Raw genomic sequence first — 24,527 nt, 5'->3', positions numbered from 1 at the left:
CCCCTTGTTGTTTGCGATTCAGATTCCTATATTGTTAATCCACTCTGTATAATGTTGTGGAGATTAACCTTTGATCGATCCAATCATGACCCCTTTAACAAAGAACCTTTGCAAAAACGGGTAAATCACTAGAATAGGAGCAGTTGTTGCAATCATCATAGCAAGTTTGAGTGTTTCAGGACTCGTTTTCTTCGCTTGTTCAGGAACAACACTAGCAGCCTGCGCACTCATTCCCTGTGCAAAGTCAGCATCCGTAACGACTCGCATCAAGAAGAGCTGAACGGTTTGAAGGGAGTCCGATGTCGTAAACATCAACGTATCATAATACGAATTCCAGTGTCCAACGCCTGTAAATAATGCAATTGCGGCAAGTGCCGGCATCGATAATGGAATGATAAATTGCGCAAAAATTCGGTACTCACCTGCACCATCGATCTTGGCTGATTCAATTAACGATTCAGGAATAGACCGGAAGAAAGACAGCAGGATCATCATATTCCATACGCTGAACATCGACGGGATGATATACACGAGAAAGTTATCTAGAAGTCCGAGGTTACGATATAACAAGTACGTAGGAATTAACCCTCCCGAGAAAAACATCGTAATCATGATATAGATCAGATAAACGGACTTTCCTTTAAGCGAAGGTCGAGATAAGCCATAAGCAACCAGACCCGTGAACAGCACGTGAAGTACTGTGCCCAGTAACGTTCTTGCTATAGTCACTAAATAGGCGTTGTAAATCGTAGGGTCAGAGAATACAGCGATATAATTGCTTAGCGTAAATTCTCTTGGCCAGAAGTAAACCCCACCTCTTAAATAGTCAAGTCCCTCATTAAAAGAACCCACAAGTGAGAACCAGAATGGAGCGAGCATAAGAAACATAATGAAAATCATTAAAAGTGTGTTAAATATGGAGAACCACTTTTCACCTGTACTTTTGATCACTACAGCTCCTCCTCCTTTAGAATAAACCTCTATCTGTGATTTTTTTGGACACGTAGTTTGCCAAGAGTAATAGCATGACAGCTACAACGGATTTGGCAACACCAACAGCTGTAGAATACGAATACCTCATCTGCTGTAGACCCGTTTTATAGACATAAGTATCAATTGTTTCACTCGTCTCTAGGTTCAGAGGATTTTGCAGAACCAGGATCTGTTCAAATCCTGTATTCAAAATGGCGCTGATTGCAAAAATTAACATGATCACCACTGTTCCCATAATGCTTGGCAGGGTCACATACCACATCTTCTGAACTCTTCCCGCCCCATCTATGGTCGCAGCCTCATACATATCCTGATCGACCCCTGATATCGCAGCAATATAGATAATCGCACCCCAGCCGAGTCCTTTGATGACTTCTCCAGTAACGAGAATCATCCAGAAGTTATCCGCTTCCCCGATAAAGTTAACTGGTTCGGACAGAATGCCAAGTTGTACTAATAGGAAATTAAGTATGCCGTTTGTTGGAGATAAAATTGTGAGGATTAGTCCACCAAATACAACCCACGACACAAAATGCGGTAGATAAGAAATTGTTTGAACGAAACGCTTGAATCTGGAATGGGTAATCTCATTGAGCATGAGAGCAAAGATAATGGGTGCGGGAAATCCAATAAGCAGGTTCAATCCGTTGATCGCGAGCGTATTGCGGAGTACGGACATAAAATTGGGATCCAAGAAGAATTCTTTGAAATGCGTTAACCCTGCCCAAGGAGATTCCGTTATGCCAAGAAACATGTTGTATTCTTTAAAGGCAATCAGAATGCCATACATCGGAATATAAGAGAAAATAAAAAGAAAAATCAGCGCGGGCCAAACCATGCTTTGAAGCTCAAATTGCGCTTTTAACCGAAACCAGCGAGATGAAGTCTGTTTCCGGTGGGGAGCCTTATTGTGGTGTTGAACTTGTACAGTATTGTTCACTCGGTCTGCCTCCTGTTCTCTGTAACCATCATTTGTTATCGCTTACATTCGTAATGGTTTCATCATAATGAAGCAGCCGCGCTAAAAAAATATCATGATTTCAGAATTGTTATCTCATTTTCAGGGGATCATCACATTCTTGTGTGTAAGTATGAAAGTCCCACTCATTTAAATGCCATTATTTCAGATTCGATACCATTATTTCAGAACTGTATTTTAAAGCGCTTTCTTTTGTTGTAAACTGAGAAAAAACATAAGGGGTCTTCACCATGCAACCTCGATTCTGGACTGATTACAGTATTAAAAGACGAATCACTATCGCTTACGTCATATTTATTTTGATTCCATTCTGCCTTCTATCCATTCACTCTTACATTCAAACTAGAGCATTTCAAAGTGAGCAACTGTCCAATAGTTTGCAACAGACTTTGTCGGTTCAGAAAAGTGCAATCGAAGGAAAGCTAAATCTCGTAGAGAGCATTAGTAACAATATCACTTATAATGCACGTTTAAACAGCTTTTTGTCCGAACCATTTGATAATCAAAGTGGTGCCGTGGAGCATTACTTGCAGATCATCAGCCCCATCGTCTCGTACAGCCTTCTGTATAACCAGGTCGAAATTAATGACATCAAAATATACATGACCAATCACAGTATTCCAGAAGGATTCGGCAGCTTCTACCACGATACAGTAGTCCTCGGAGAAGTTTGGTATACAGATTTCATTGACTCGGAAGAACGATCCGCTTGGATACCGAATCCAAATGAAAACACTTATGTGTATTTGCAAAAAATAGTCAACTTAAAAGGGGATTTTCTAGGCGTAACAACGGTCTCCGCTCTTAAAGGAAACTTGTTTGCATCGTTGAATAATATGCCTGAGGAAAATGCTGTTATCTATTTAACGGATGAAGACGGGCTGCTTCAATATGGTAGTAAAAACATAGCGCTCCCAACGGAAGCGTTAAACCATACTCCTAGTGGACAAATAGAATTAGGAGGTATTCTGTATATCAGCAAACAGGTCGATCGGCTACACTTGAATATCGGGATGATGGATCGACTCTCACAATCGTGGATGTCGTTTCAGCTACTAACGACTTTAGGTTTCATTACAGCCATCGTATTATCTATACTTCTGTTCTATCAAGTTTTAAAAACAACGTTCATTAAGATTAAAGCTAGTATCCGTGCTATGGATCAGTCCATTCGCACTGGCTTTATCGAATTAGTACCAGTCGAACGAAATGATGAAATTGGTGTAATCGCCGAGAAGTTCAATACATTGCTTGTCCGAATTAGTACCTTGGTTGGAGATATGGTTAAGCGGGAAACGATACACAAGGACGCACAGTTAAAAGCTTTACAATCACAAATTAATCCCCATTTTATATATAACACTATTAATTTGTTCAGCGCAAAAGCGGAAATTGCAGGGATGTACGATGTATCTGAGGCTTTTGCCGAATTCGGACAAATGCTACGTTACAATATGAACGACGAATCTCACTATGCTTCCATACGTCAAGAGATTAACCATGTGCAAAGTTACATTGGTATTCAAAAACTACGGTATGGCGAAAGACTGGATTTCACATGGAGTTGTGAACACGAATTTATACAACAACGAATGATTCGCTTTATCTTCCAGCCCGTTGTAGAGAACTGCATTACACACGGTATGAACCAACAAGATCAACTCTGTGTCAAACTGGAAATAAAACGCTATAACGATCAAGAACTGATCGTTAGTATTACAGATAACGGGAAAGGCATTCCTATTGACAAGTTGCAAAGGCTTAATTCGTATTTCAGGCATGAAGATCAACAAGAACAAGTAGTCTTGGATTTTAACGGCTCTGGAATCGGGTTAAAAAACATTAATCATCGGCTACGGCTATTCTATGGGGAAGATTATTTTATACGATTGGATAGTGTAGAACAACGTTATACAAGGATTACCATAAGGCTTCCATACTTCTATGAAACGGAGGATGACCGGAATGCTGAACCTACTCATCGTGGATGATGAAGAGTTAATTCGTGAAGAGATTAAGTCCAAAATTATTCGCCTTGCGAACCCTAGAATATCTAATATACACCTTGCCTCGAATGGCCTTGAGGCTTTCAAAGCATGTCACGAGTTCAATCCGAATATTATGATATCGGATATTCGAATGCCGGATACGGACGGTTTAACTTTAATTCGTAAATGCTCAACAACATATCCATCGATCAAATTCATTGTACTTAGCGGTTATGGCGATTACGGCTATGTTCGTGAAGCATTTAAATATGGGGTCGTAGATTATCTCCTCAAACCGGTTCGGTTGTCAGAGCTCGAAACGCAGTTAAACCGCGCAATCGATCAATGCATCGCGGATGAAACTGAAGAATTGACTTTAAACACGATGGCAGAACATTCGGATAAGGGTGCTTCTGCACATGAGCAGCTCTTCTCTAACAGCTCTAACGACTCTAACACACTCAGCAATAGTTCTAAAACTCACAATTCTGCAGCATCCGTTTCACATCCGAAATCGTTAATCGGAATAGTCAAACAGTATATCGCGGAACGTCCTTATGATAACGTCACGCTAACCGAGGTTTCTAATCTCGTTTCCATGAACTATACCTACTTCAGTTCTTGGTTCAAAGAAGAAACTGGCTGGACGTTCTCAGCCTATATGATGAGAATCAAAATGGAGGAAGCCAAACGACTTCTCGAAAATCCAACCCTTCGTGTCAATGAGGTAGCCAGTCGGGTAGGATATGATAATATATATCATTTCTCCAGAGCATTTAAGAATTACACAGGTTTGGCACCGAAAGAATACCGCAAACAAAGCCTACAAAGATAAGGATGCATTGCATCCCAATCCTTGTAGGCTTTTCCCTCAACATAATCTACAATTCTCTTCATTTCCAATTACATATCAACTCACTTTATCAAGATTAACACACCTCTCTTAAATACATTTCTCAACTCCATCGATCGTTTATTAACTCCCAAATAGAAGGCTACGTCCCTTGGCCATTGACATTGTATCTACTTGTTACATTATGTTTACATGTTGATCAAACTTTTGCGACAACTGCTCGTTATTGTGAAAAGGTGCAGAATACAACAGTAATATTGTGCCGTTATTAAATATGTTAAGGAGGAAAATGAATTGTTAGTTCGTTCTCAGTCGCCAGATGAATCCTTCAATACTAATGAAAAAGCATCAGATTACTTCGAAACTAATCACTCAAACAGCTCTACTCAAAAGAGCAAAAGTAATGGTTCGGGGCGATTAATTGCCCTTGATGCAGTAAGAGGGCTTGCCGTAATCGGGATGTTTTTACAACACTTTGCCTTAAACGAGAGAAACGCATTTGTAGCAGGTAACACAACACTCCTATTCGTTCTGTGTGGAGGGATTTCCTACTCCATCATGGCTCAGCGCATGAAAGAGCGTGGAAGTGATGTATCCATTTTTCGATCCAAAATGCTGGCTCGGGCAATCTTTGTAGACATTATAGGTTACTTGCTTATTATGTTAAATACTCCGTATGGTATCATCTTACCTGCTTATGCAGCCATGTTCATACTGGCCTTGGTTCTGGTTAACCGTTCGACTCGTGTAATTGTTTACACCGCGGTGGGCTTATTGCTGTTCGCTCCCCCACTCATGATTCTAGGGATGAGCTACTTCAAGGGTGCTTATCTGCTTCAAGATATTGCTGGTGGTCCAATGTCTGCTCTGGCACTTGCACCTGCCTTCGTTGCAGGAATGGCTATTGCTCGGTTTAACTTAACCAACAAACGCATCGCAATAACACTTGCAGTCAGCGGTTTCATTATGTTAACCATTGGTAAACTACTAGCAATCTATGTACTCCCTGATCTAACCAGTTCCTTTGAGTCATGGCTTGTGAGCATAATGAATTTAGATCAGGCCCCGCCTGATGAATATGCAATCTGGCCGCATAATGTAACTCCACCACAGATGTGGCATTTGCTTCTTCAGACAGCTCCGCATACCGCATCCACGTTCCAAACCCTGATTGGACTTGGTATTGCATTCTTCGTACTAGGGCTTGTGTTCCTGATTCCTGACAGAATAAAAATCGTTTTAACCCCTTTTGCAGCAGTCGGGCGAGTAGCTCTTACGATGTATGCCCTTCAGTTCATTATTGTATGGGTTTTGACGATCCTAAACATCGATTATGATTTAAGCGTAATTCCACTGAATGATCTGCTTGTCGTTATCGTTACACTGGTGATTGGCTCCATGATTGCACGCATGCCTAATGGTCCACTTGAATCAATGATGCGAAGTTTTGATCGGCTGTTCAGTTCTTTTGGTTCAGCATCTACACCAAAGTAAGATATTTGTTTGTTAGATAGATAAATCATTATTTCTAGATACAAAAGAAACCGTCGATCTTTTCAGATTGACGGTTTCTTCTCTAATCTATTAAAGCCTTGAAAAAATACTTCTTTCCATATTTGATTGTGACTTGATGTATCATCCCCGTATTTCCATTTTGAAAGGGAACGTTGAAGAACCTGTTTTGTTAAATATTTATATCAATATATTTCCTTTCATACGCTTAATAAGTAAAAACGTTTCAATTTTCTACATACCATCAACCAAAAAAACAAGATCAGTCTGCTAGGATTGCAGACTGATCTTGTTTTGAATTAACGTTTCAAAGTGAGTAAATTGAGATTTTTATAGAGTTAAATTCATTCTTTCGTGAATGGTATCATCCGGTGAATAATAACCGCAGCTTGTGCTCGATTAGCAATTTCTTTTGCACCAAAGGTCGATACCGTATAACCTTTAATAATGTTCTCATGTGTCAACCAAGCAACAGCCTCACGTGCATATGGGGCAATTGTACTACGATCAGTAAAGCTAGATAACGAATTATTCAGGTCGGCACTTGTAGTATGCTGGCTATGTTTGAGCACATTAGCTGCCATCTGCGCCATTTCTTCTCGTGTAATCGCACGGTTAGGTTCAAAGCGTCCACCGCCCACACCATCCACTAACTTTAATTCAACAGCTGATGATATATATGGATATGACCAGCTTGACGACAGAACGTCCGTAAATGAACTTTGAGCCTGTGGATTAGTATAATCAAAAGCTCTTAGAAGCATTGTCAGAAACTCTGCGCGCGTTAATGACTTCAACGGCTCAAATTGATTGTTGCTTGTCCCTTGGATAATACCTTGTTTAGCTAGGTCACGAATTTCGTTTCCTGCCCATGCATCTACACGATCCAGATCATTAAACTCTGCTTGTGATTCAGATCCATGCTTGTCTGTTGAATCCGCATTATAAATGGAGTTCGCCAGCAAACGGTATTGATGCTGTGAGTGCCCAAGGTTCGTTAGATCATTGGCAAACACCGTAATATTTTCGTTGTTTTCTTCGTAGGTGAATGCCATGATATGACCTTTGGCAACGTCATGCCCTGGCCACCAGCCTGATTTGTAAAAATGGTCTTTCGTACTGAAATTAGCAAGGACTTTTGCATTTTTCGGTACAGATTGAATATACGATCCGGTTACAGTATATAAATATTCCTGATCATCATAAGGAGCTGTAATAACATTATCTTGCTTCACATCCGCCAAGAAAACACCCTCGTAACGTTCCCATTCAGGCCCGCCGTAAGTGAATCCAGGAATCAGGTCCTTTACGATCATCATACCCATACTTCCATAAGCTACAAAAGGTTTACCCTTCTTAATCTGTTCGTCGACATCAAACAGGTTAACAAGCACATCTGCCTTCTCGGGTTCAGGTGTAACTTCGAAGCCCAATCCTTCCAGGACAAATGCAGGTTCACCGAGCGTTGCTACTGTTGAGCGCTTCAGGTTCTTACCCTCAGATTTAATATCGCCATAAGCTCTCACGTCAAGGAAGTAATGGTTAGCCAGTGGAGCCAAGTCAGCATAAGAAACGACAAAGTCTCCTATTTCAGTTCCTTCTCCACGTGAAGTTAACATGGTGACCTCTTTCCCTGATGCTAACAGTTCATTTACAGCTTGGATTGCATCGTTATTCGTGTTTTTAATAACAACATATGTCGTATTATCCGGCATTGAAGTCGAAGGGATGGATACGGAGGTTACCGTCGTCGTTTTGTTTTTGAATACGTTCTGCTCTCGAACTGAGTAAGCATTAAAACCACGTAGATCAGGGAAATTCTGAACGATCTCTCCGGCCACGGATTCAAAATCTGATACGTCAATTCCGTCATACAAAACCAGATTAGCCATCCCCCTCAGCGCCTGATGCATATTGATAACAAATGATCCTGCTGGATATGTCTTATCATCAACGGTAATCGCTTCTGTCGAACGTTCGATCTGAACTCCGTTGCGGAGAAGGTACTCTATCATCCGATAGGTTTCAAGTGCATTTTTTTGAACACTCTTGTCGATAGGCAACACATAGTATTCTGGGAAGAAATTCTCGTTTCCTTGACGCGGACGTCCAATCACTTCATTTTTCGCATTAACCAAGTATTGATCTACAGCGTGATTGTCCACATTCTCGACACCTCGTTTGTAGATTTCCAACTGGTTCAGAAACAAACTTTCCTTATGATCCATGACGTATGAAGTAGCTCCTGCAACACTGTAATATAACGCCTTCGTTGATTCTTCGTTATTCTCAGGAATTTCAAGTGTATGTCCTAATGCACCATGATGCATGGCGAATACAGCAGTGTAGCCGGGTGATGCATCATCCCAGTTCGTAGCGGTGCCTTTGGATACGTAATTAGGATCCTCCATCGTTTTGCGATGTTCCTCATATGGAATGTGATAATAATCGTACCGGGTATTGGCTATGCCAGCTTCCCCCATCGCTTTTGCTTGTTCCAGCATACTGTCAATCACCAGATCATACTCCATGTTTGGATCATGCGGTGGGGTTGTTGGTTCAATCAGGAAATTTCGATCAAACCCATGCAGATCTAGGAAAGACAATGGAGACCATTTGGCAATCTGTTCTGTCACAATTCTCGTCTCAGGCTGGGTCTGATAAGAGTTATCCCGGTTCAAGTCAAAATAGTTGGCATTCCATCGTTTCGTATGATACCGTCCATCTGGATTATCGGTGTAAATGAATAGAAAAAAAGCATGCTCAAGTGCATCATTTACATCCAAAGTAACTTTGTTCGCTTTACCATTCGGCAATGTTGTGTTATAAACAATGTCCTTATCCAAGGCCATAGATTTAAAATAATTAAAAATAGCATCCACACCAGGGGATTCATTCGGATGGATATTATTCAGCCAGATTGGAACTGCATAATCGCCGAATGCACCAGATTTGATATCCTGCTGCAATTTCTCAGGACTGTTGATCATGGCAGGATGGGTAATATTTTGATATTGATCCACGGTCGCCTTATCCTTGGCTACAATCGTAAGATAGATATCTCTACCCTCCACTGATTTACCGATCGAGGTCGTTTCAATATATCTGTCGTTCTCCTTAGCTGCCTGAGCTGTAACCTCATCAATCTCTGGCTTCAAGTCATCGTATCGAATGAAGCTGTCATAAGGTGTTAATTTAACTGGAGCCTGAGCAATCACTTGACCACTCGCCACGGCTGCGAGTTCATATGTTCCCGCCAGTGACCCAAATAACTGGGCTTGCAAGTGTGCTTCAGCAAGATTAGTCGAGCCATACGGAAGATCAAACGTAATATTTGCCGTTAACTCATCTTTGTTCGTCTTCACATTACTAATTTTAATAAAAGACGGGCCGGTGTAATCACCATCAACGTAAGTTTTCCATTCGGTTAACGGCTTGCCATCATATGTCCAGCCTATGCTTTTGGCATCTACTCCTGCTGGAAGTTTCAACTTCACTTCAAAGGTTCTTTTCTCCGTCATCGATGCAACATCATGATTCATGATTAATGTTTGAGTTTTCTTCAAGTCATTCATCGTGTCTTCACCCTTGCTCTGCACTGATGCTGCCATAACCGCACCATCAAATGCCGTACTCATTATAACTAACAATGATACCATAAATACGACTACACATTTTTTCAACATTTTCTTAATCATCTTGCTCCTCCTCTTTCATATCCCCATCCAGTCCCTTAATGTTATGGATTGGATGATATCTCGACTTCTGTTTCGGTTTGTGCAGACTCCGATTCACCATCTTCAAGAATTTGCTGAACATACTTTTTCAGTTCATTGCTGCTGGTTACACCCAACACTGCTGCTCGTCCAACATATTTCTCCTCAAGCAGTTTCGTTGGTGGAATTTGCTCACTTGCTTGCATCTTGCTCTTGTATCCAACGGATGCCAATTGCCACATGTCCTCCACCGAGAGATTCGTATCAATATATGGACTAACTTCTTCCAGAATCGTTGGTAGCTTCATAATGGACGTTGTGCTTTTCATTTTCTCAACCATGGCATTGGTAAAATCACGTTGACGTTTCGTTCTCGAATAGTCTGACAGTGCATCATGGCGAAAACGTACGTATTGAAGTGCTGTTTTCCCATCCAAATGCTGCTCGCCTTCTTTTAAATTGATATCGTACTCATGGTTATCTGCTTTGCTCTCATAGGTCATATCCTTCTCCACATGAAAATCAACTCCACCGACTGCATCAACCAGTTTGATAAATCCTTGGAAGTCGGTGTATACATAGAATTGGATTGGGATACCAAGCAGATCGCTAACTGCTCGCATGGCAGTCTTCGGTCCATGGGTAACCGCCGTATTGATACGATTCTTGCCATGTTCAGGAATATCGGTATAGGTATCTCGAAGTATAGAGAATACATGAATGCTCTTTTTGACAGGATCTAAGGAAACAACCATCATACTATCTGATCTTGGAATCTCATTTTTCTTATTCCCACGCGCATCGACACCCATTAACAAAATATTCACTGGCTCTGTACCTAACCATTTTGGTGGTTCTACCACCTTTTCCTCACTCGCCATTACTTCAGCAAAGGGAGAATTCTCGGACGTTTTCTGTAAACCTTCCAATCCTTTATAGATGGATGTGAAGTAATAGAGACCAAAAGCAACAATAGCAAGAACAATTATGATAAGCATCATAGCAATTCTTTTCTTTTTCACAGACTTTACAGACATATCGTTACTCCTTTTCAATTCGTTAAAATTGTGAAGTCAGTTTTAATTACTTTTTAGACCTTCAATTAAAAGCGAAGCATAAAATCGACTGCCATCTGGCTTCAAATGCACACCATCCTGGTAAAAGAACTCATCTTTCCCTTCGCTAGCTGTATACCAGTCTACGATTTTGGCATTGTTGAATTCGGGTACAACTTCTTCAATGTTGGAGTTCACTATGTCCTGCCATCTTCTTGGAACTCGCGTCGTTACAACCAAGACCTGCTTGGCATCAGATAATGATGTAAGCAAACTACGAAGTTGATCTTTAGAAAATGGTCCATTTGTTCCGAGCTCAATAATGATGTGCTCCCCTAGTTTTCCTTGCTCTCTCAACTCATCAGTTAGTTTATTCGCCTGAGACATCTGTCTTCCGACTTTGCCCTCCACAATAACTTTTGGAAGCTTCTCCTTCAGGTAAGGCTCAATACCAACGAGTACAGAGTCCCCTATGACCGTAACCCCTTCACCCGTCATCGATGCAGAATCTGATTTCTTCACCGGCTGCTCTGTCTTTTTCGTTTCCAACTCACCATTAGACTGCAAATGTATCGAACTCACACCATCCTCGGATGAATCAGAAAAAGAATGCTGTTTGTTATCCCGACTACTTTCGGAAGAGGCTAGCGAATGGAAGCCCAGATATCCTAACGTGAAGATTAGAAGAGTAAGCCCCCACACCATCCATGCTTTAGTTTGTTTCATTTTGTATTCCTGCCTTTCACTAAGCTCTATGTTTTGTTCATTCGTTATGAGTTGTGTTTGAGATGTTCTGCCAGCAGGGTAGCGTAATATTTAGCTCCTTCAGGGGTTAAATGAACTCCATCATGAGCAAGCAGCTCACTTCTGTTCTCACTGGCCGTATACCAATCAATCAAATTCACATTTTCATATTCACTGGCGATTTCTTTCAATGAACTGTTAACAGAATCTTGCCAACTTCTGGGTACACGCGTGTTCACAAGATAAAGTTGCTTGTCTTGCAACGAATCCAGCAAGGAGCGCAATTTACTCTTGTTAAACACCCCATTACTCCCCAATTCTATGACGATGCGTTCTCCTAACTTTCCATTCGCCCGCAGTTCGTCTACGACTTGTTGAGCCTGCGTCATCTGTCTGCCTACCTTACCGTCAACGACAACACCTGGAATCAGCTCTTGGATATAGAGTTCTATATCCAACATGATTGAATCACCAATTAGCGTCATGCCCTCACCAGCATTAATGAGATTGGCTACTTTATCTGCATCAGGTTGCTGTTGTCCTTCGTTATTCGCATTCGGAATGGACATTTGGCTATCTTCACTGGGTTCGGTGGATGATACATCCGGGACGATAGGTTCTTGATTTTCATCTTCTAATGCTCGGTGGACGGCGGAAGCTTGCTTTGATTCAGGCTGTATCTGCGCTGCATTCGAAATCCAGGATTGGGCAATGAAGAAGGCGATTAGTGTAACGCTCAGTCCGATCATTGGCTTGAAGCGTTCATGATGCCTAATGGAATACCATCTGGCACGCAACCTACCTTTGCGGATTGGTTCTTCAATGAACTGATATGAAAGCACCGACAATAAAAGAATAATGATCAGTCGCAACATAATCGCTCCAAACCCTAGCTCTTCACTGATTCCTCCGGGCTTCATTAATATAATGACGGGATAGTGCCATATATAAAGGCTGTACGAATGCTTACCAATCCAGGATAAGGGACGACAGCCCAACATTTTACCTAAACGGCTCACTGGATGTACTAATACCGCAATGATGACCGCTGTGACCAGAGACAGATACAAGAAGCCGTACTGATACAACGCATTATCATACTCATTCGTACGATAAATCATTATCATTAGCACAAGTAAACCTAGCGCTCCAACGAGATCTAGCGATGTACGTGCTGAAGGTGATATCCTCTCACTCAGTTTCCAGCTTGACCATATCACAGCTAATGCGGCTCCGATGAGTATCGCAAAAGCTCGGGTATCCGTACCGTAATAGACTCGACTTGGATCTGTTCCGGGTACATATAGTAGAGTCATGACTAGTGCAGATATGACTACCAATACCAGCATCCAAAGCAGTAGCCTTCCACGCCGTGGTGCAAAGCTTAAGGCAACCAGCAGAAGGATAGGCCAAATCAGGTAAAACTGCTCTTCAATTGAAAGTGACCATAAATGTCCAATGGGTGAAGCAGGACCAAAACTCTCAAAATATGAAACTTGGTGAAAAATGAGATACCAGTTATTCACATACAATATGGAGGAGATAAAGTCGCCCTGGAGCGATATTAATCTAGCTGGGTCTGTCACGATTAACCACAAGGCAACCAGCGCAAGCATTCCCAACATCGCGGGCAACAATCTGCGGAACCTTCTCATCCAAAAGCTCCAAATCGATACTTTATTGTTCAATTTCCATTCCATAAGGAGCTGATCTGTAATTAGGTAGCCCGATAAGACGAAAAACACTCCGACTCCTAACAGTCCACCTTGAGCCCATTTCATATCCAAATGGTAACCAATGACCGCCAGCACAGAAATCGCTCGCAAGCCGTCAAGTCCAGGCATGTAACGTTTTTTCGGTAGATTTTGTTTCCCAATCATATGTTTCATTCCTTGTCTGTATATGGGCTATATCTGTGACTCTTGTATTAATATAATCAGTGGATGTCGCCAAAGTTTGATCAAGATGTAAACAAGTTGTCACAACAGACACATCGCTATTGACAAAGAAAACACAAAAAAACCCTCTCCATACGAATGTATGAAAAAGGGTTGTGAAGTTTTGCTATTCAAATTCAATAATATAAGCTGGCTCTTCAGTCGAATCATCATTAGGCATCGTCTTAGGATTCGCAAAGATCTTAGGTCCCTGTATAAACAAACGTGTGTTATCAGGACTCCATTTCATGTTTAACGGTAAAATACCGTGATACACAGGCTCATTGTACAACACATTTCTACCTTGCATTTTGCCTACATAAACGATGTCTTCATCCTGTAGTTTATATGCAATAAATCTTTTGTCTGGAGAAAATTCAAATGCAGTCACGCGTTCTAGGACAACTGAAAGCTCACCGTTCCGCTGATCGTATTCATAAAGTGTACCGTCCCTTCCAAGGAAAGCAAACTGATCGTTGCTGATCCATGTCATCTGATTATCTGCAATTTGACGTTTATAGTGGGTCTCAAAGTGCCCATCGCTCAGTAAGCCTAGTACAATTGTTGTTTTGTTGGACTGACTTGAATCCAATAGCTTAATCAAAACACTTCGACCATCATTGGATACTCGAACATCTAGTAGCGTATCTCCATTGTTAAAATCGTTTAAAGTATACGATTTGACTGAGTTGGCTTTAGTATCATATATTCGTAAGCTACTTTGATTTTTTTCAACAGCATCCAGAACAAGATAACTTATGAATTGGCTGTTATCTGACCAAGACATGTTCTGAAAATACTTTTGATCTTTCAAGCTGAATGAATCCAACTTAGCTGTTGTCTTGTCTTTTATCGAGAATAAGTTTAGGTTAGCAGCTGTTCTCGTTATGCGAATATCAGCAATGTGTAATCCATCAGGCGAAAGTGTCATCTGGTTGTTATTGATCTTAATCTCTGGCATATCTCCAGATAGGGTCTCACTCTGTTCAAATGGGAATGCTAACCGCTTCAACATCATTTGCTCGGGATAACCTGCCGACTTGAATGCTCCCACAATGGAGTTCGTAGTGTCCCAACCCCACCAATAGCCCCTATCAATGTTTTCTTCCGGAAGACGGTATATTTTTTGGACTTGTACAGGACTTAGATCATGTTGCATCTGTTCGGATGTGTCGTTCTCTGCTGATATAATAATGGTTTCATTCTGAAATCGACTACTACACCCTGACAGCATGAGACACAACAGCAGCAAGCCTAATCCCCATCGCATATATATTTTAGTCATGATGGCTCGCCTCCTCTGTCTGATGATACAGGTCAAAGTCCATCGTAACCTTGGTATGATGATCTTCACTAATGATGGAAATTGAACCTTGTAATTCATCCACAATTGATTTGACGATGCTTAAACCTAATCCGACACTGCCTTCTTCTGAGTCCTTGGAATGTGCCAGATAAAATGGCTCAAATAGCTTCGTGAGCTCGTCCGCATCAATAGGGTCACTCGGATTTTCAACAATAAATCGAACTTTATCTTCAATTCGATGACCTTGTACCGTAATCACAGAGAAGTCCAAACTGTATTTAATTGCATTATCGATGAGGTTAATAAATAGTTGTCGAATTCGATCCTCCTGAGCGAGAAGAAGTAATTCATCTTCCAGATCTAGTATTATCCTTTTTTTATACCGTTTAGCACGAATGGACATAGAATCATGCACATCTCGCAGAACCGCACCTGCGTTAACGAGATATAGTTCCTGGGTAGTCGCTTGCCGGCGTGAGACTTCAAGTAGCTTCAGCACCATCTTGTGCAGTCGCTTGCTCTCCTCGACAATATGATTCATCCCTTTTTCAAAAAAGGTGCGATCCTTCTCTCCGTTCGCTTTAATTAACTCAGCATAGCCTAGAATAGAAGTTAACGGTGTTTTGAGTTCATGGGTGATATTATCAAAGAAACGCTTTTCTTGCTCATGAAGCTCCTTGAGCTGATCCCGATCCTTACGGATAATGTTCATTTGCTGATCAATCTGATTAATCATGTCATTAAAATTATCAGCGAGTCTGCCGATCTCATCTTTTCGTTTAAGTTCAATACGCACATCCAGATTGCCATTTTTCACGTCAGAAGATGCTCGCGCTAGTTTTCCAAGCGGAAGAGTGATGTGTCTGGATAGAATGAAGGAAAATAAAAATGTAACCGCAAATATAGAAAGTGTAATATAGAGCGTCGTATCCAGTATTCGATTACTTTGTTGATATAGCAGACTGAAATCCTTGTAGAAGCGTAGAATACCAACTTTCGATCCATCGATGACGACTGGATAGGAGAACAAAACGGATGTTTCTTCTCCTTCATAATTGATGTTATACGCGGTGTTGCCCTTAATAGCCTCCTGCAAGTCAGTCCGTTCAGGCTGAGAAAATAACGTTGTGTCCGATGCGTATAATAATTCTCCATCGACGGTATATACACCGATACTGTTACCAGTTGCATGATTTAGATTATTTCCTAGTTCCTCTGCCATTTCTCCATAATAAAGCTCATTGCTTGTAAAATGATTGATCAGAAAGGTTTGACGAACGTATACGTTGCTATTATTTTTCAGACCTTCAAGCTCGGTTGTGATCAGGTTTTGATTGCTCGAATGAATAATCTCCTTCACCGTCTGACTCAACACAACGAATGAAAAAGAGAAGATTAACAGGAAGCCCAGAAGGAATTTGATACTGATTCTATGCATGTCAATCACCCGTTTTTCTGAACTTGTATCCAATGCCGAATACGGTGGTAATATCTTCCGTTGCATCAAGCTTTTTGCGAAGTCGTTGAATGTGTGTATCTACGGTACGTGTATCTCCTGCAAAATCGTACCCCCATACTACATCAAGCAGATCAGACCGACTGAAGGTTCGACCAGGATTCTTCACTAAAGTCATGAGTAAGTCATATTCCTTAGGTGTCAGCTCTACAGGGTGATTATTTTTACTGACAAGGCGCTCTTCAGGACGAATCTCGATATGATGAAAACGAATGATTTCTGTATGTAACTCATTTTGATCCCTGTGATTAGATTGCTCCACTCGTCGCAAAATGGTTCGTATACGTGCAATGACTTCTCGCAGATCAAAAGGTTTGGTTATATAGTCATCTGCACCAAATTCCAAACCAAGCACTTTATCCGTAATATCCGATTTCGCCGTAATCATGAAGATCGGAATGTTGTACTCAGCAGTAACCTTCTTACATATATCCAATCCGCTTTGATCTGGAAGCATCCAGTCCAATAACAACAGATCCGGTTGAAAGGATTGTATTGCTTGAATCCCGTCGGCCCCACTAGAAGCAATACGTGTCTCATACCCTTCCAAAGAAAGACCGTATGAAAGTAAATCTGCAATAGGTGCATCGTCTTCAATAATAAGGATTTTTGAATTTCTCATGATAATCTCCATCTCATTCGCTTATTCATGTCTCTTCGCTTCTTGACATTGAATCCTATGTTAACGATTTGAGCGAAAATAATCAATTCAGAACAAATACAAATCAAAAAGTCGATGCCCAGATGGACATCAACTTTAATAACCACACTACGATAACACGCGTAACAGTATACTAACCTTGAAAGCTCATTGGAAATTGCTGAACGATTCCGGTTGTCATCATGTCTGCCATCTCTAATGCTTGTTGTTCAATTGAATCACTGAGTGCTACATTCGTTGTGTAATCCTTCGCAATACGAGTAGCTACCGCTTCACTTAACAGTCTTAAATGTTCGTACAGCATACGTTGCCATTCTTCCTTAGACCAATATGGATTAATTCTGGCAAAAAATTGAGCAATATCGTCTGCATTAGCATACCAACGTTTCTGGGCGTCCCCCGCTGTAGTCGTATTCCCAGCTTTTAGTGCAGTAACCAACTCTGCCGCAATGGTCAGATGCTCACTCAGCAGCTTCTCAAACTCATTGGCAATAGCTGAGCCATAGATCGGTACAAGCACCGCTGCAAAATCTTGTGGATTACGAAGAAGTCTTGCCGTAGTCTGGTCTGCATCTCCAAGCCCATCAACAATACTGTTCACAGTTAACCTTGTCCAGAAAACATGTTGTTCCCAAAGTGTCCGCAATTTCCTGTTTAGCTCTACACTAGTTGGTGTCCATTGCATAAAGTGCTCTTGTCGAAATCCAGGATAATAATAAACGGGATAATAGCTATACATCTATCCGTCAGCTCCTCTTTTTCAACAATATATAGGCGAAACACCATATTGGTGCATGATAATTGGGTAATATGTGATCTAAGGAGGGAGAACTATGGAACCGCATAAGGAAAAGCTAACTAACACAACAAAGGATTTCAGCCTAAGAGACGCTGGGTTAGTGTTTCTTTCATTTTCTTTCATTTGTGCAGCTATTATCTTTGCCCTTGTCATTAATGATGTACTAACACTTCAACATTTTTTATCCTTGGATTCGCCTTTAGAAATGATTGGGATTATTGTCTTTTCTACGATTGGTCTACTGTTGTTCGGGGTCATTTTGAGTTCATATATTCCTGCAAAATATATCGATGACACGAATAAAAGCTATCCGGATTCCTCAATCCTTACCCTCTTGCTATTTATGTTTGTAGGCGCATTGTTTGAGGAGATGTTATTTAGAGGAATTGTGCAAAATGTACTATACGTATTCATTGAAAGTAACTGGATTGCAATCCTTATAACCTCATTGTTGTTCATCGGTTTTCATATTCAATATTTCAAGAAACCGATCATGCTTATCAACATTACCATTCCAAGTTTCGTTTTTGGGTGGATTTATACAGAAACGAACAATCTCGCCGTTCCAGTTCTTGTCCATTTCCTTATGAATGTAGGTATAACGCTTTTATTCAAATATAATATCATCCGCCTCAAACGTTAAAACATAACTATGCCCATAGATATTGGAGGGATGCCGTCAACACCTTTATTTACATAAAACAACTGGACTGGGGAATGCTACAAAAAAATTCTCCAGTTTGGAGTGAGATGGATGAAACAAGCCGGATCGAAGATCAGCACATCTGAGGTCGTCATTGTCGTTATTAATTCGATCCTAGGAGCCGGAATTCTAACACTACCTCGAACCATTAGTAAAGCAGTCAAAACACCAGATGTATGGATCTCCGTTATTGTATCCGGCGTGTTGGTGGCACTAATCAGTGTTCTTCTCGTTACGTTATGTCGCAGATTTCCTGGAAAATCCGTATTTGAATTTGTACCTGAAATTACAGGTAAATGGATTTCATATGTTGTGGGACTTTTGATCATTATCTATTTTGTCATTCTGTGTTCATTCGAAGTTAGAGTCATGGCCGAGATTACGAGCATGTACATCCTTGAGCGTACGCCGAGTTGGGTTACAATCATGGTTAGCTTATGGGTTGGCATTTATATGATCAGTGGTGGTCTTAAAGTGATTATCCGCGTTTTTGAGATCGTATTACCTGTGACTCTCTTATTGTTAGCCGTGGTGTTCCTTTTAAGCAGTAGAATGTTTGAATTGAGTAATCTTAGACCTCTTTTGGGCGAGGGACTTCTCCCAGTGTTAAAGGGGATTAAACCTTCATTTCTCTCCTACTCCGGATATGAAGTGTTATTGATCATTACAGCCCTCATGTCGGATGTCAAAACAAGTAATAAAGCCGCGATCTATAGCATTCTCATCTGCACTATCATATACCTGGTTACCATCGTCATGGTCGTAGGGAATTTATCATTGCCCGGTATTGAATCACGAACCTGGCCTACTTTAGATATGGTGCGAAGCTTCGAAATTGAAGGAATATTCTTTGAACGCTACGAATCGCTTTTTATCGTTTTTTGGCTCTTGCAAATTTTTGCGACATATGCGTTTAAGCACTATTTTGCCGCCGTGGGTATTCGAGATTTGTTCAGTCTCCGAAAAATCACAGGTATAGAATATGCATTGCTACCTGTACTCTATATCATTGCTTATTTGCCAAAAAACCTAGAAGAAACATTAGCCTTGGGAGATTTTCTAGGAAATATATCTATTTTTTTATTCGGTCTATTACCACTCCTGTTGCTGATCATCAGCATGATCCGTAAAAAGGGTGGTAAGCACACTTCTAACGAAGGCTCAGAATTACAATCCCAGAGTCAATAAACGCCTAGCCTTCATGGTCTTTGCATCTTTGCATCGAGTTAGATCATAATGCTCATACTACACACGGAATATATATAAGGGAGACTTGGTATGGATCTGCAAAGTGGAAAATTGTACTGGCCGACAACGGTTGTTAACCCACCCTCTTATCCTAAGCTGGAAGAAGATATATCCTGTGATGTACTCATTATTGGCGCTGGGAGTTCAGGTGCTCAGTGTGCCAACATCCTTAGTGAGCAAGGCTTGAAAGTAGTCATTGTAGACAAAAGAAAAGCCGGAGAAGGTAGCACCAGCACCAATACAGCTCTGATTCAATATGCCGGTGAGAAGAGCTTTGTATCGCTTAGCAATTCCTTTGGCGAAGCAGTGGCTGCTCGTCACCTTAAGCTATGTGAACAAGCGATTAATGATATTGAGCGAGTCAGTAGCGAGCTACCTATTCATCCAGATTTTACAAGACGTGACAGCTTGTATTATGCAAGTTACGAGGAAGATGTCTCTGCTCTAACCGAAGAGTATGCTCTACTTCAAAAATATGGATTCAAGGTAGATCTGTGGGATGAACACCACATCAAGCAAGCGTATCCTTTTCAAAAAGCAGGCGCTCTGTATTATTATGATGATGCTGAGATGAATCCGCTAAAATTCGTATATGGACTTCTTGAGAAAGTAAGATCTCATGGTGGCTTAATGTATGAGAACACCGAGATAACGGGAAAACGATTCGAACAGGACTACGCTGTTTTCTACACCAAGGAGCGTCGTGAAATTCGGGCAAAACATGTCATTATCGCTGCCGGTTATGAAGATCGTGAGTTTAAAGTTGAGAAAAATGCGACGTTAGCGAGCTCTTACGCTGTCATTACGAAACCTATTGACGATTGGTCGAGCTGGTACAAACGAACATTAATATGGGAAACCGCCCGTCCCTATGTCTACATGCGTACCACTCCAGACAATCGAATCATTATCGGAGGGATGGACAAGGATACGGAGTACGTCACTACACGAGATTCTAAGCTCTTAGCGAGTAAAGACAAACTCATTCAGGAGTTTAACCAATTGTTCCCTGACATCCCGGCAGAACCCGAGTTTTATTTGGGAGCTTTCTACGGGGGAACGCATGATGGGTTACCTGTAATCGGCCAATATGATACCTATCCTCATTGTTATGTCATTATGGCTTACGGAGACAATGGGACGGTGTATAATGGTGTATTAGCCAAAATAATTGCGGATAAAATCGTTACTGGATCAAGCCCTGATTGGGACATCTATCTGCAAAGCAGACCACTTATCACTCACTAAACCAGATTTAATAATACAAAAGGCTCGATCTAGTAACCGTAATGGTTAACGATTCGAGCCTCTTTGCTTTACTTGTTCAACGAGTTAAACCAGTTATCTAGTGCTTGAACGACTTGCTTGAGCTGCTCATCCTCGGTAATTCCAGGTGTACGGTCTCCTTTTTGCATGCCGTACGATCCAAACTGTCCGTGGTTGCCTCCATCTATACTGACAAATGTCGTATCCTTCGGAAGATTAGTTTTTGTTTTCTCCCATTCTTCCCAGTTCAATACGCCATCATTGGATCCTGTAATTTGCAGTGCCGATAAGTTGGTATCCTTCAAGCTCCCACCGTCATCAGCGTAAGATGCCAAGTAGAAAATCCCCTCAAGTTGATCCGCATGCTCCGCGGCATACCGTGAAGCAAATGCGCCACCAAGTGAATGACCACCAAGTACATAAGCTTCATCAGGATGTTCAGCGATAAACGAATCTGCTTTGTTCAGTCCAAAAATGGCTAGATTCAAAGGCATCTTGGCAATGTATACTCGGTGACCATGTTCAGCCATCGTTCTCGCTAGTGGCGAGTAGCTAGATGGTTCCACCAGACCTCCAGGATAAAAAACGATATTGGGCTCTACTGCATCAGTCCCCTTTGGTTCAAAGCGGTATCCCTGCTTCACCTCGGTAACCAATACCTGTTCGTCACTTTGCATAGCTGTTTCAGCTTGTTCGGATGGGCTGTATGTAACCGAGGATAGGTAAACAAACAAACCCACAACAAGAGCTACGACGACCACGCTTATCCATATCAGTATTTTTTTCCATCTGCTCATGCGTTGCGCCGTTTTCAAAATAAAACCACCTTTACTTGTTACGAATTGGATTACATTTAAATTATATTTACCGGTAAGTAAAATTACAAGAGGATTTTGCTAATGATCGAAATTTGTCATAAAATATTCATGTGAAGGAGCGAATGCAATGCCAGAGAAACCAGCAAAACGGTTACGAGGAAGACCCAAACAGGCCGACACTGATATATCCATACAGCAGACAATTATTTATACAGCGTCCACACTGTTTAAAGAATACGGCTACGAAGCAGTCTCGCTTCAACAAATTGGGAAACAATGCGGGGTATCCAAACCAACTATTTATTATCATTTCGCGAGCAAACCCGAACTATTCAAGGTAGCGATGACAACGATGCTTAACAATGTTCGGAAGGTCACTTCACATTTGTTGAACGAAGTCGACCATCTGGAGCACGGTTTAGTGCGATTGGCTGAGGCGAGATTAGCGAATCCTCATGCAGAGATCGAAACGATGATGAGAGAAGCTGAGTCTTTTCTTGATGAAAAGCAAGTTCGTGAAATCCGTGAAGCTGAGCTGCAGATCCATGAATTGCTGGCTGAACATTTCAGGCTCGCTATGGATCAGCAGATCCTTCGTGAAGAAGATCCCATGTTCTTGGCAGAGACCTTCTCGACGCTAATGTTAATGGGTAATCGTGAAAACAATCCACAAAAGTATGAATCACACCTTGCCCTCGCCCAAAAGGTAGTTTCCCTCTTCCTACAGGGCGCAAAGGCAACTTGAAGTAATAAATGAATGAATGTTATACGATGTCGTACAATTGGCAGATCGATAGGTAGGATTTTACGCAAGCAGGGTCTTAAGCACAATAGCTAGCTTGTTGATCGACGGGAGCTTTCGTTCTTGGAACGGAGTTTCTCGTCGTTCCGCTTTTCATAAATGCTATAGTGTGTGGTTCTTGTGTAAAATTGTAAATGCGCAGCAAAAAAGCCGCTCCGTGAGCGACTTCGAATGAATCTATGATTTCAATCTGAATATGACTATCTGTGGTTAAGCGAGTGTATAAGCTTATTTTTTCAACTTTTCCGGATTCTTCACTTTAATGGATACAACCTCACCGCAATCAAGACAGATGGTGTACACTCGTTCAGAACCAAGCGACATCTTTTGATTCACTGGGCGCAGATTAATGAAATCCATCGCTTCAACGAACGAAGTTCCCCCACAATCTTTACATGTTCTCTCCGATGCTTGCATTTTTTTTATTCCCCTTTCCGTCATCACTCATCCTCCAAAATAAAAACCTGCTCAATAGTTGTGTTAGATACACGAGCCGTAAACGTTCAACGTGATTGCTCAAACGCAAGCTCTCCTTGACACAAATTGTAAAGCAAACTTTACAATGACTATAATTTAATAACGAATATATTGTCAAGTTATCCTTCATTTACATCTTACTGGAACAAGTAGCTTCGATCAAATGGTTCGGTAGCGATTTAGAATTCGGTTGGCCTCTTCTTGTATTCGTTCACACAAAGACTGCGGTTCAATCACCTCAACGTCGCCTCCCCAGCCTAAGATATAGGGTACCAACTCTTCTGGATCATGGACACGATAAGTTACCAGAAGACTATCGTTCTGTTCCTCAGTAGCCTCGATATAAAAGTGACCCGTCTCTGCAATTTTGTCAGCTATTTTAACATTCGCTCTAACCGTTACTTGTTGATTTCTCTTATCTTGTGGACGATAGTTCATAAGATGAAATTCCTGCGGCATAACATAACGTGATTCCAACACAACCAGGTCTGTCATTCGTGACAAGCGAAAGTGTCGAATATCCTTACGAGTGTCACAACGTCCGATCAATGTCCAGTTTCCTTGAACGAGTGTCAAACCGTAAGGATCAACCTCTCGCATGCTCTTACGAGTTCCATCAGAATCAGCTATTTTTTTCAGATAGGTCATACGTATTTTTCGTCTTTCCAAAATAGCTTGACGCACCTGACTTAAGTAGCTCTTGACCTTATTGTCGATCTGCGGTTCACCCGCATGAATCACTCTCATCGTTTCGCGTATACGAGTCGACTCCTCACGTACTCCTTCTGGCAAAACAGCTTCAATCTTTCTCTGTACTTGTTCAACTACATCACTGTATTTGTTATCAAGCCTCTGTGAGATAAAATCCGTACCCAACAGTAGTGTTACTGCCTCTTCTGCAGTGAAGGTAACTGGCGGGAGAAAATACCCATCCATCAAGGCATAACCTTGTCCAGGGGCTCCAAAAATAGGCACTCCCACTTCACTCAAAGCCTGCATATCTCGATATATCGTTCTTACACTAGTCTCGAATTGAGCAGCCAGATCCTCCGCCCTCAACATCTTATTATTACGCTGAAGTTCAAGCGTTATTGCGAGCTGCCGTTCCGTTTTGTTCACTGTTCTTCCCCCATTAACCATGTAAGAAATCATAC

20 protein-coding genes are annotated in these 24,527 nt (G+C 41.4%); 7 read left to right on the top strand and 13 right to left on the bottom strand.

Going from position 1 to position 24,527, the window contains the following annotated elements; genetic code table 11:
- Positions 1–63: 63 nt before the first annotated feature.
- Together MH215_RS16990 and MH215_RS29255 are read right to left on the bottom strand one after the other, a co-directional pair.
- A complete protein-coding gene (locus MH215_RS16990; RefSeq protein ID WP_343224589.1) occupies positions 64–951 on the bottom strand; it encodes a carbohydrate ABC transporter permease in 888 nt (295 codons plus the stop codon).
- A gap of 16 nt (positions 952–967) precedes the next feature.
- Positions 968–1,933, bottom strand: a complete 966-nt coding sequence (locus tag MH215_RS29255; protein ID WP_239291654.1) for an ABC transporter permease — start codon at positions 1,931–1,933, stop codon at positions 968–970.
- A 269-nt stretch (positions 1,934–2,202) separates the two neighbouring features.
- Between MH215_RS29255 and MH215_RS16980 the strand changes: the two genes are divergently transcribed.
- The 3 genes from MH215_RS16980 to MH215_RS16970 all read left to right on the top strand — a co-directional run bounded on the left by MH215_RS16980 (position 2,203) and on the right by MH215_RS16970 (position 6,307).
- Complete coding sequence (locus MH215_RS16980; protein WP_239291653.1) at positions 2,203–3,963, top strand: sensor histidine kinase; 1,761 nt, start codon at positions 2,203–2,205, stop codon at positions 3,961–3,963.
- A complete protein-coding gene (locus MH215_RS16975) occupies positions 3,938–4,795 on the top strand; it encodes a response regulator transcription factor (RefSeq protein WP_239291652.1) in 858 nt (285 codons plus the stop codon). The genes MH215_RS16980 and MH215_RS16975 overlap by 26 nt, the downstream gene beginning before the upstream one ends.
- Before the next feature lie 312 nt (positions 4,796–5,107).
- A complete protein-coding gene (locus MH215_RS16970) occupies positions 5,108–6,307 on the top strand; it encodes a DUF418 domain-containing protein (protein WP_239291651.1) in 1,200 nt (399 codons plus the stop codon).
- Positions 6,308–6,669: 362 nt separating this feature from the next.
- Here the strand turns inward: MH215_RS16970 and MH215_RS16965 are convergent, their stop codons facing one another.
- The 8 genes from MH215_RS16965 to MH215_RS16930 form a co-directional block, all read right to left on the bottom strand.
- Entirely contained in the window at positions 6,670–10,023 is a 3,354-nt protein-coding gene (locus tag MH215_RS16965; protein ID WP_239291650.1) for a M14 family metallopeptidase, read from the bottom strand.
- Positions 10,024–10,064: 41 nt separating this feature from the next.
- The gene (locus MH215_RS16960; protein WP_239291649.1) at positions 10,065–11,078 is read right to left on the bottom strand and encodes an LCP family protein; all 1,014 of its coding nucleotides are present in this window, start codon (positions 11,076–11,078) and stop codon (positions 10,065–10,067) included.
- Positions 11,079–11,120: 42 nt separating this feature from the next.
- Positions 11,121–11,822 carry an SGNH/GDSL hydrolase family protein gene (locus MH215_RS16955; RefSeq protein WP_239291647.1) on the bottom strand — a complete coding sequence of 234 codons (702 nt, stop codon included), beginning with the start codon at positions 11,820–11,822 and terminating at the stop codon, positions 11,121–11,123.
- Positions 11,823–11,866: 44 nt separating this feature from the next.
- Positions 11,867–13,720 carry an acyltransferase family protein gene (locus MH215_RS16950; RefSeq protein WP_239291645.1) on the bottom strand — a complete coding sequence of 618 codons (1,854 nt, stop codon included), beginning with the start codon at positions 13,718–13,720 and terminating at the stop codon, positions 11,867–11,869.
- Positions 13,721–13,904: 184 nt separating this feature from the next.
- Positions 13,905–15,062: a WD40 repeat domain-containing protein gene (locus MH215_RS16945; RefSeq protein WP_239291643.1), complete on the bottom strand. Its 1,158-nt coding sequence runs from the start codon at positions 15,060–15,062 to the stop codon at positions 13,905–13,907.
- The gene (locus MH215_RS16940; RefSeq protein ID WP_239291642.1) at positions 15,055–16,521 is read right to left on the bottom strand and encodes a HAMP domain-containing sensor histidine kinase; all 1,467 of its coding nucleotides are present in this window, start codon (positions 16,519–16,521) and stop codon (positions 15,055–15,057) included. Before MH215_RS16940 ends, MH215_RS16945 begins: the two co-directional genes overlap by 8 nt.
- Position 16,522: 1 nt before the next feature.
- Positions 16,523–17,221: a response regulator transcription factor gene (locus MH215_RS16935; RefSeq protein ID WP_239291641.1), complete on the bottom strand. Its 699-nt coding sequence runs from the start codon at positions 17,219–17,221 to the stop codon at positions 16,523–16,525.
- Between the two features lie 172 nt (positions 17,222–17,393).
- The gene (locus tag MH215_RS16930) at positions 17,394–17,999 is read right to left on the bottom strand and encodes an acetylglutamate kinase (RefSeq protein WP_239291640.1); all 606 of its coding nucleotides are present in this window, start codon (positions 17,997–17,999) and stop codon (positions 17,394–17,396) included.
- Positions 18,000–18,093: 94 nt separating this feature from the next.
- Between MH215_RS16930 and MH215_RS16925 the strand changes: the two genes are divergently transcribed.
- From MH215_RS16925 to MH215_RS16915, 3 genes are all read left to right on the top strand, one after another.
- A complete protein-coding gene (locus MH215_RS16925) occupies positions 18,094–18,702 on the top strand; it encodes a CPBP family intramembrane glutamic endopeptidase (RefSeq protein WP_239291639.1) in 609 nt (202 codons plus the stop codon).
- Between the two features lie 111 nt (positions 18,703–18,813).
- Entirely contained in the window at positions 18,814–19,950 is a 1,137-nt protein-coding gene (locus MH215_RS16920; protein WP_239291638.1) for a GerAB/ArcD/ProY family transporter, read from the top strand.
- 90 nt (positions 19,951–20,040) lie between these two features.
- On the top strand, positions 20,041–21,258 hold the full coding sequence (locus tag MH215_RS16915; RefSeq protein WP_239291637.1) for an NAD(P)/FAD-dependent oxidoreductase: 1,218 nt from the start codon (positions 20,041–20,043) through the stop codon (positions 21,256–21,258).
- 68 nt (positions 21,259–21,326) lie between these two features.
- On the opposite strand, the gene MH215_RS16910 is transcribed toward MH215_RS16915, so the two are convergent.
- Positions 21,327–22,091, bottom strand: coding sequence for an alpha/beta hydrolase (locus tag MH215_RS16910; RefSeq protein WP_239291636.1), 765 nt, complete (start codon positions 22,089–22,091; stop codon positions 21,327–21,329).
- Positions 22,092–22,221: 130 nt separating this feature from the next.
- Between MH215_RS16910 and MH215_RS16905 the strand changes: the two genes are divergently transcribed.
- Complete coding sequence (locus MH215_RS16905; protein ID WP_239291635.1) at positions 22,222–22,839, top strand: TetR/AcrR family transcriptional regulator; 618 nt, start codon at positions 22,222–22,224, stop codon at positions 22,837–22,839.
- 285 nt (positions 22,840–23,124) lie between these two features.
- Here the strand turns inward: MH215_RS16905 and MH215_RS16900 are convergent, their stop codons facing one another.
- Positions 23,125–23,313: a hypothetical protein gene (locus tag MH215_RS16900; RefSeq protein ID WP_056690632.1), complete on the bottom strand. Its 189-nt coding sequence runs from the start codon at positions 23,311–23,313 to the stop codon at positions 23,125–23,127.
- A 219-nt stretch (positions 23,314–23,532) separates the two neighbouring features.
- Entirely contained in the window at positions 23,533–24,492 is a 960-nt protein-coding gene (locus MH215_RS16895; RefSeq protein WP_239291633.1) for a helix-turn-helix transcriptional regulator, read from the bottom strand.
- Positions 24,493–24,527 lie beyond the last annotated feature (35 nt).

This window comes from Paenibacillus sp. ACRSA, from assembly GCF_022346845.1.
Classification (GTDB): Bacteria; Bacillota; Bacilli; order Paenibacillales; family Paenibacillaceae; genus Paenibacillus.
The sequence above is the reverse complement of the archived record's forward strand: the minus strand, read 5'-3'. Positions and strand labels throughout refer to the sequence as shown.

Excerpts from the sequence above, each read along its gene's own strand:
- MH215_RS16980 (WP_239291653.1), top strand. The coding sequence starts at position 2,203 with ATGCAACCTCGATTCTGGACTGATTACAGTATTAAAAGACGAATCACT.
- MH215_RS16975 (WP_239291652.1), top strand. The coding sequence starts at position 3,938 with ATGCTGAACCTACTCATCGTGGATGATGAAGAGTTAATTCGTGAAGAG.
- MH215_RS16965 (WP_239291650.1), bottom strand. The coding sequence starts at position 10,023 with ATGATTAAGAAAATGTTGAAAAAATGTGTAGTCGTATTTATGGTATCA.
- MH215_RS16960 (WP_239291649.1), bottom strand. The coding sequence starts at position 11,078 with ATGTCTGTAAAGTCTGTGAAAAAGAAAAGAATTGCTATGATGCTTATC.
- MH215_RS16955 (WP_239291647.1), bottom strand. The coding sequence starts at position 11,822 with ATGAAACAAACTAAAGCATGGATGGTGTGGGGGCTTACTCTTCTAATC.
- MH215_RS16950 (WP_239291645.1), bottom strand. The coding sequence starts at position 13,720 with ATGATTGGGAAACAAAATCTACCGAAAAAACGTTACATGCCTGGACTT.
- MH215_RS16945 (WP_239291643.1), bottom strand. The coding sequence starts at position 15,062 with ATGACTAAAATATATATGCGATGGGGATTAGGCTTGCTGCTGTTGTGT.
- MH215_RS16940 (WP_239291642.1), bottom strand. The coding sequence starts at position 16,521 with ATGCATAGAATCAGTATCAAATTCCTTCTGGGCTTCCTGTTAATCTTC.
- MH215_RS16935 (WP_239291641.1), bottom strand. The coding sequence starts at position 17,221 with ATGAGAAATTCAAAAATCCTTATTATTGAAGACGATGCACCTATTGCA.
- MH215_RS16930 (WP_239291640.1), bottom strand. The coding sequence starts at position 17,999 with ATGTATAGCTATTATCCCGTTTATTATTATCCTGGATTTCGACAAGAG.
- MH215_RS16925 (WP_239291639.1), top strand. The coding sequence starts at position 18,094 with ATGGAACCGCATAAGGAAAAGCTAACTAACACAACAAAGGATTTCAGC.
- MH215_RS16920 (WP_239291638.1), top strand. The coding sequence starts at position 18,814 with ATGAAACAAGCCGGATCGAAGATCAGCACATCTGAGGTCGTCATTGTC.
- MH215_RS16915 (WP_239291637.1), top strand. The coding sequence starts at position 20,041 with ATGGATCTGCAAAGTGGAAAATTGTACTGGCCGACAACGGTTGTTAAC.
- MH215_RS16905 (WP_239291635.1), top strand. The coding sequence starts at position 22,222 with ATGCCAGAGAAACCAGCAAAACGGTTACGAGGAAGACCCAAACAGGCC.
- MH215_RS16900 (WP_056690632.1), bottom strand. The coding sequence starts at position 23,313 with ATGCAAGCATCGGAGAGAACATGTAAAGATTGTGGGGGAACTTCGTTC.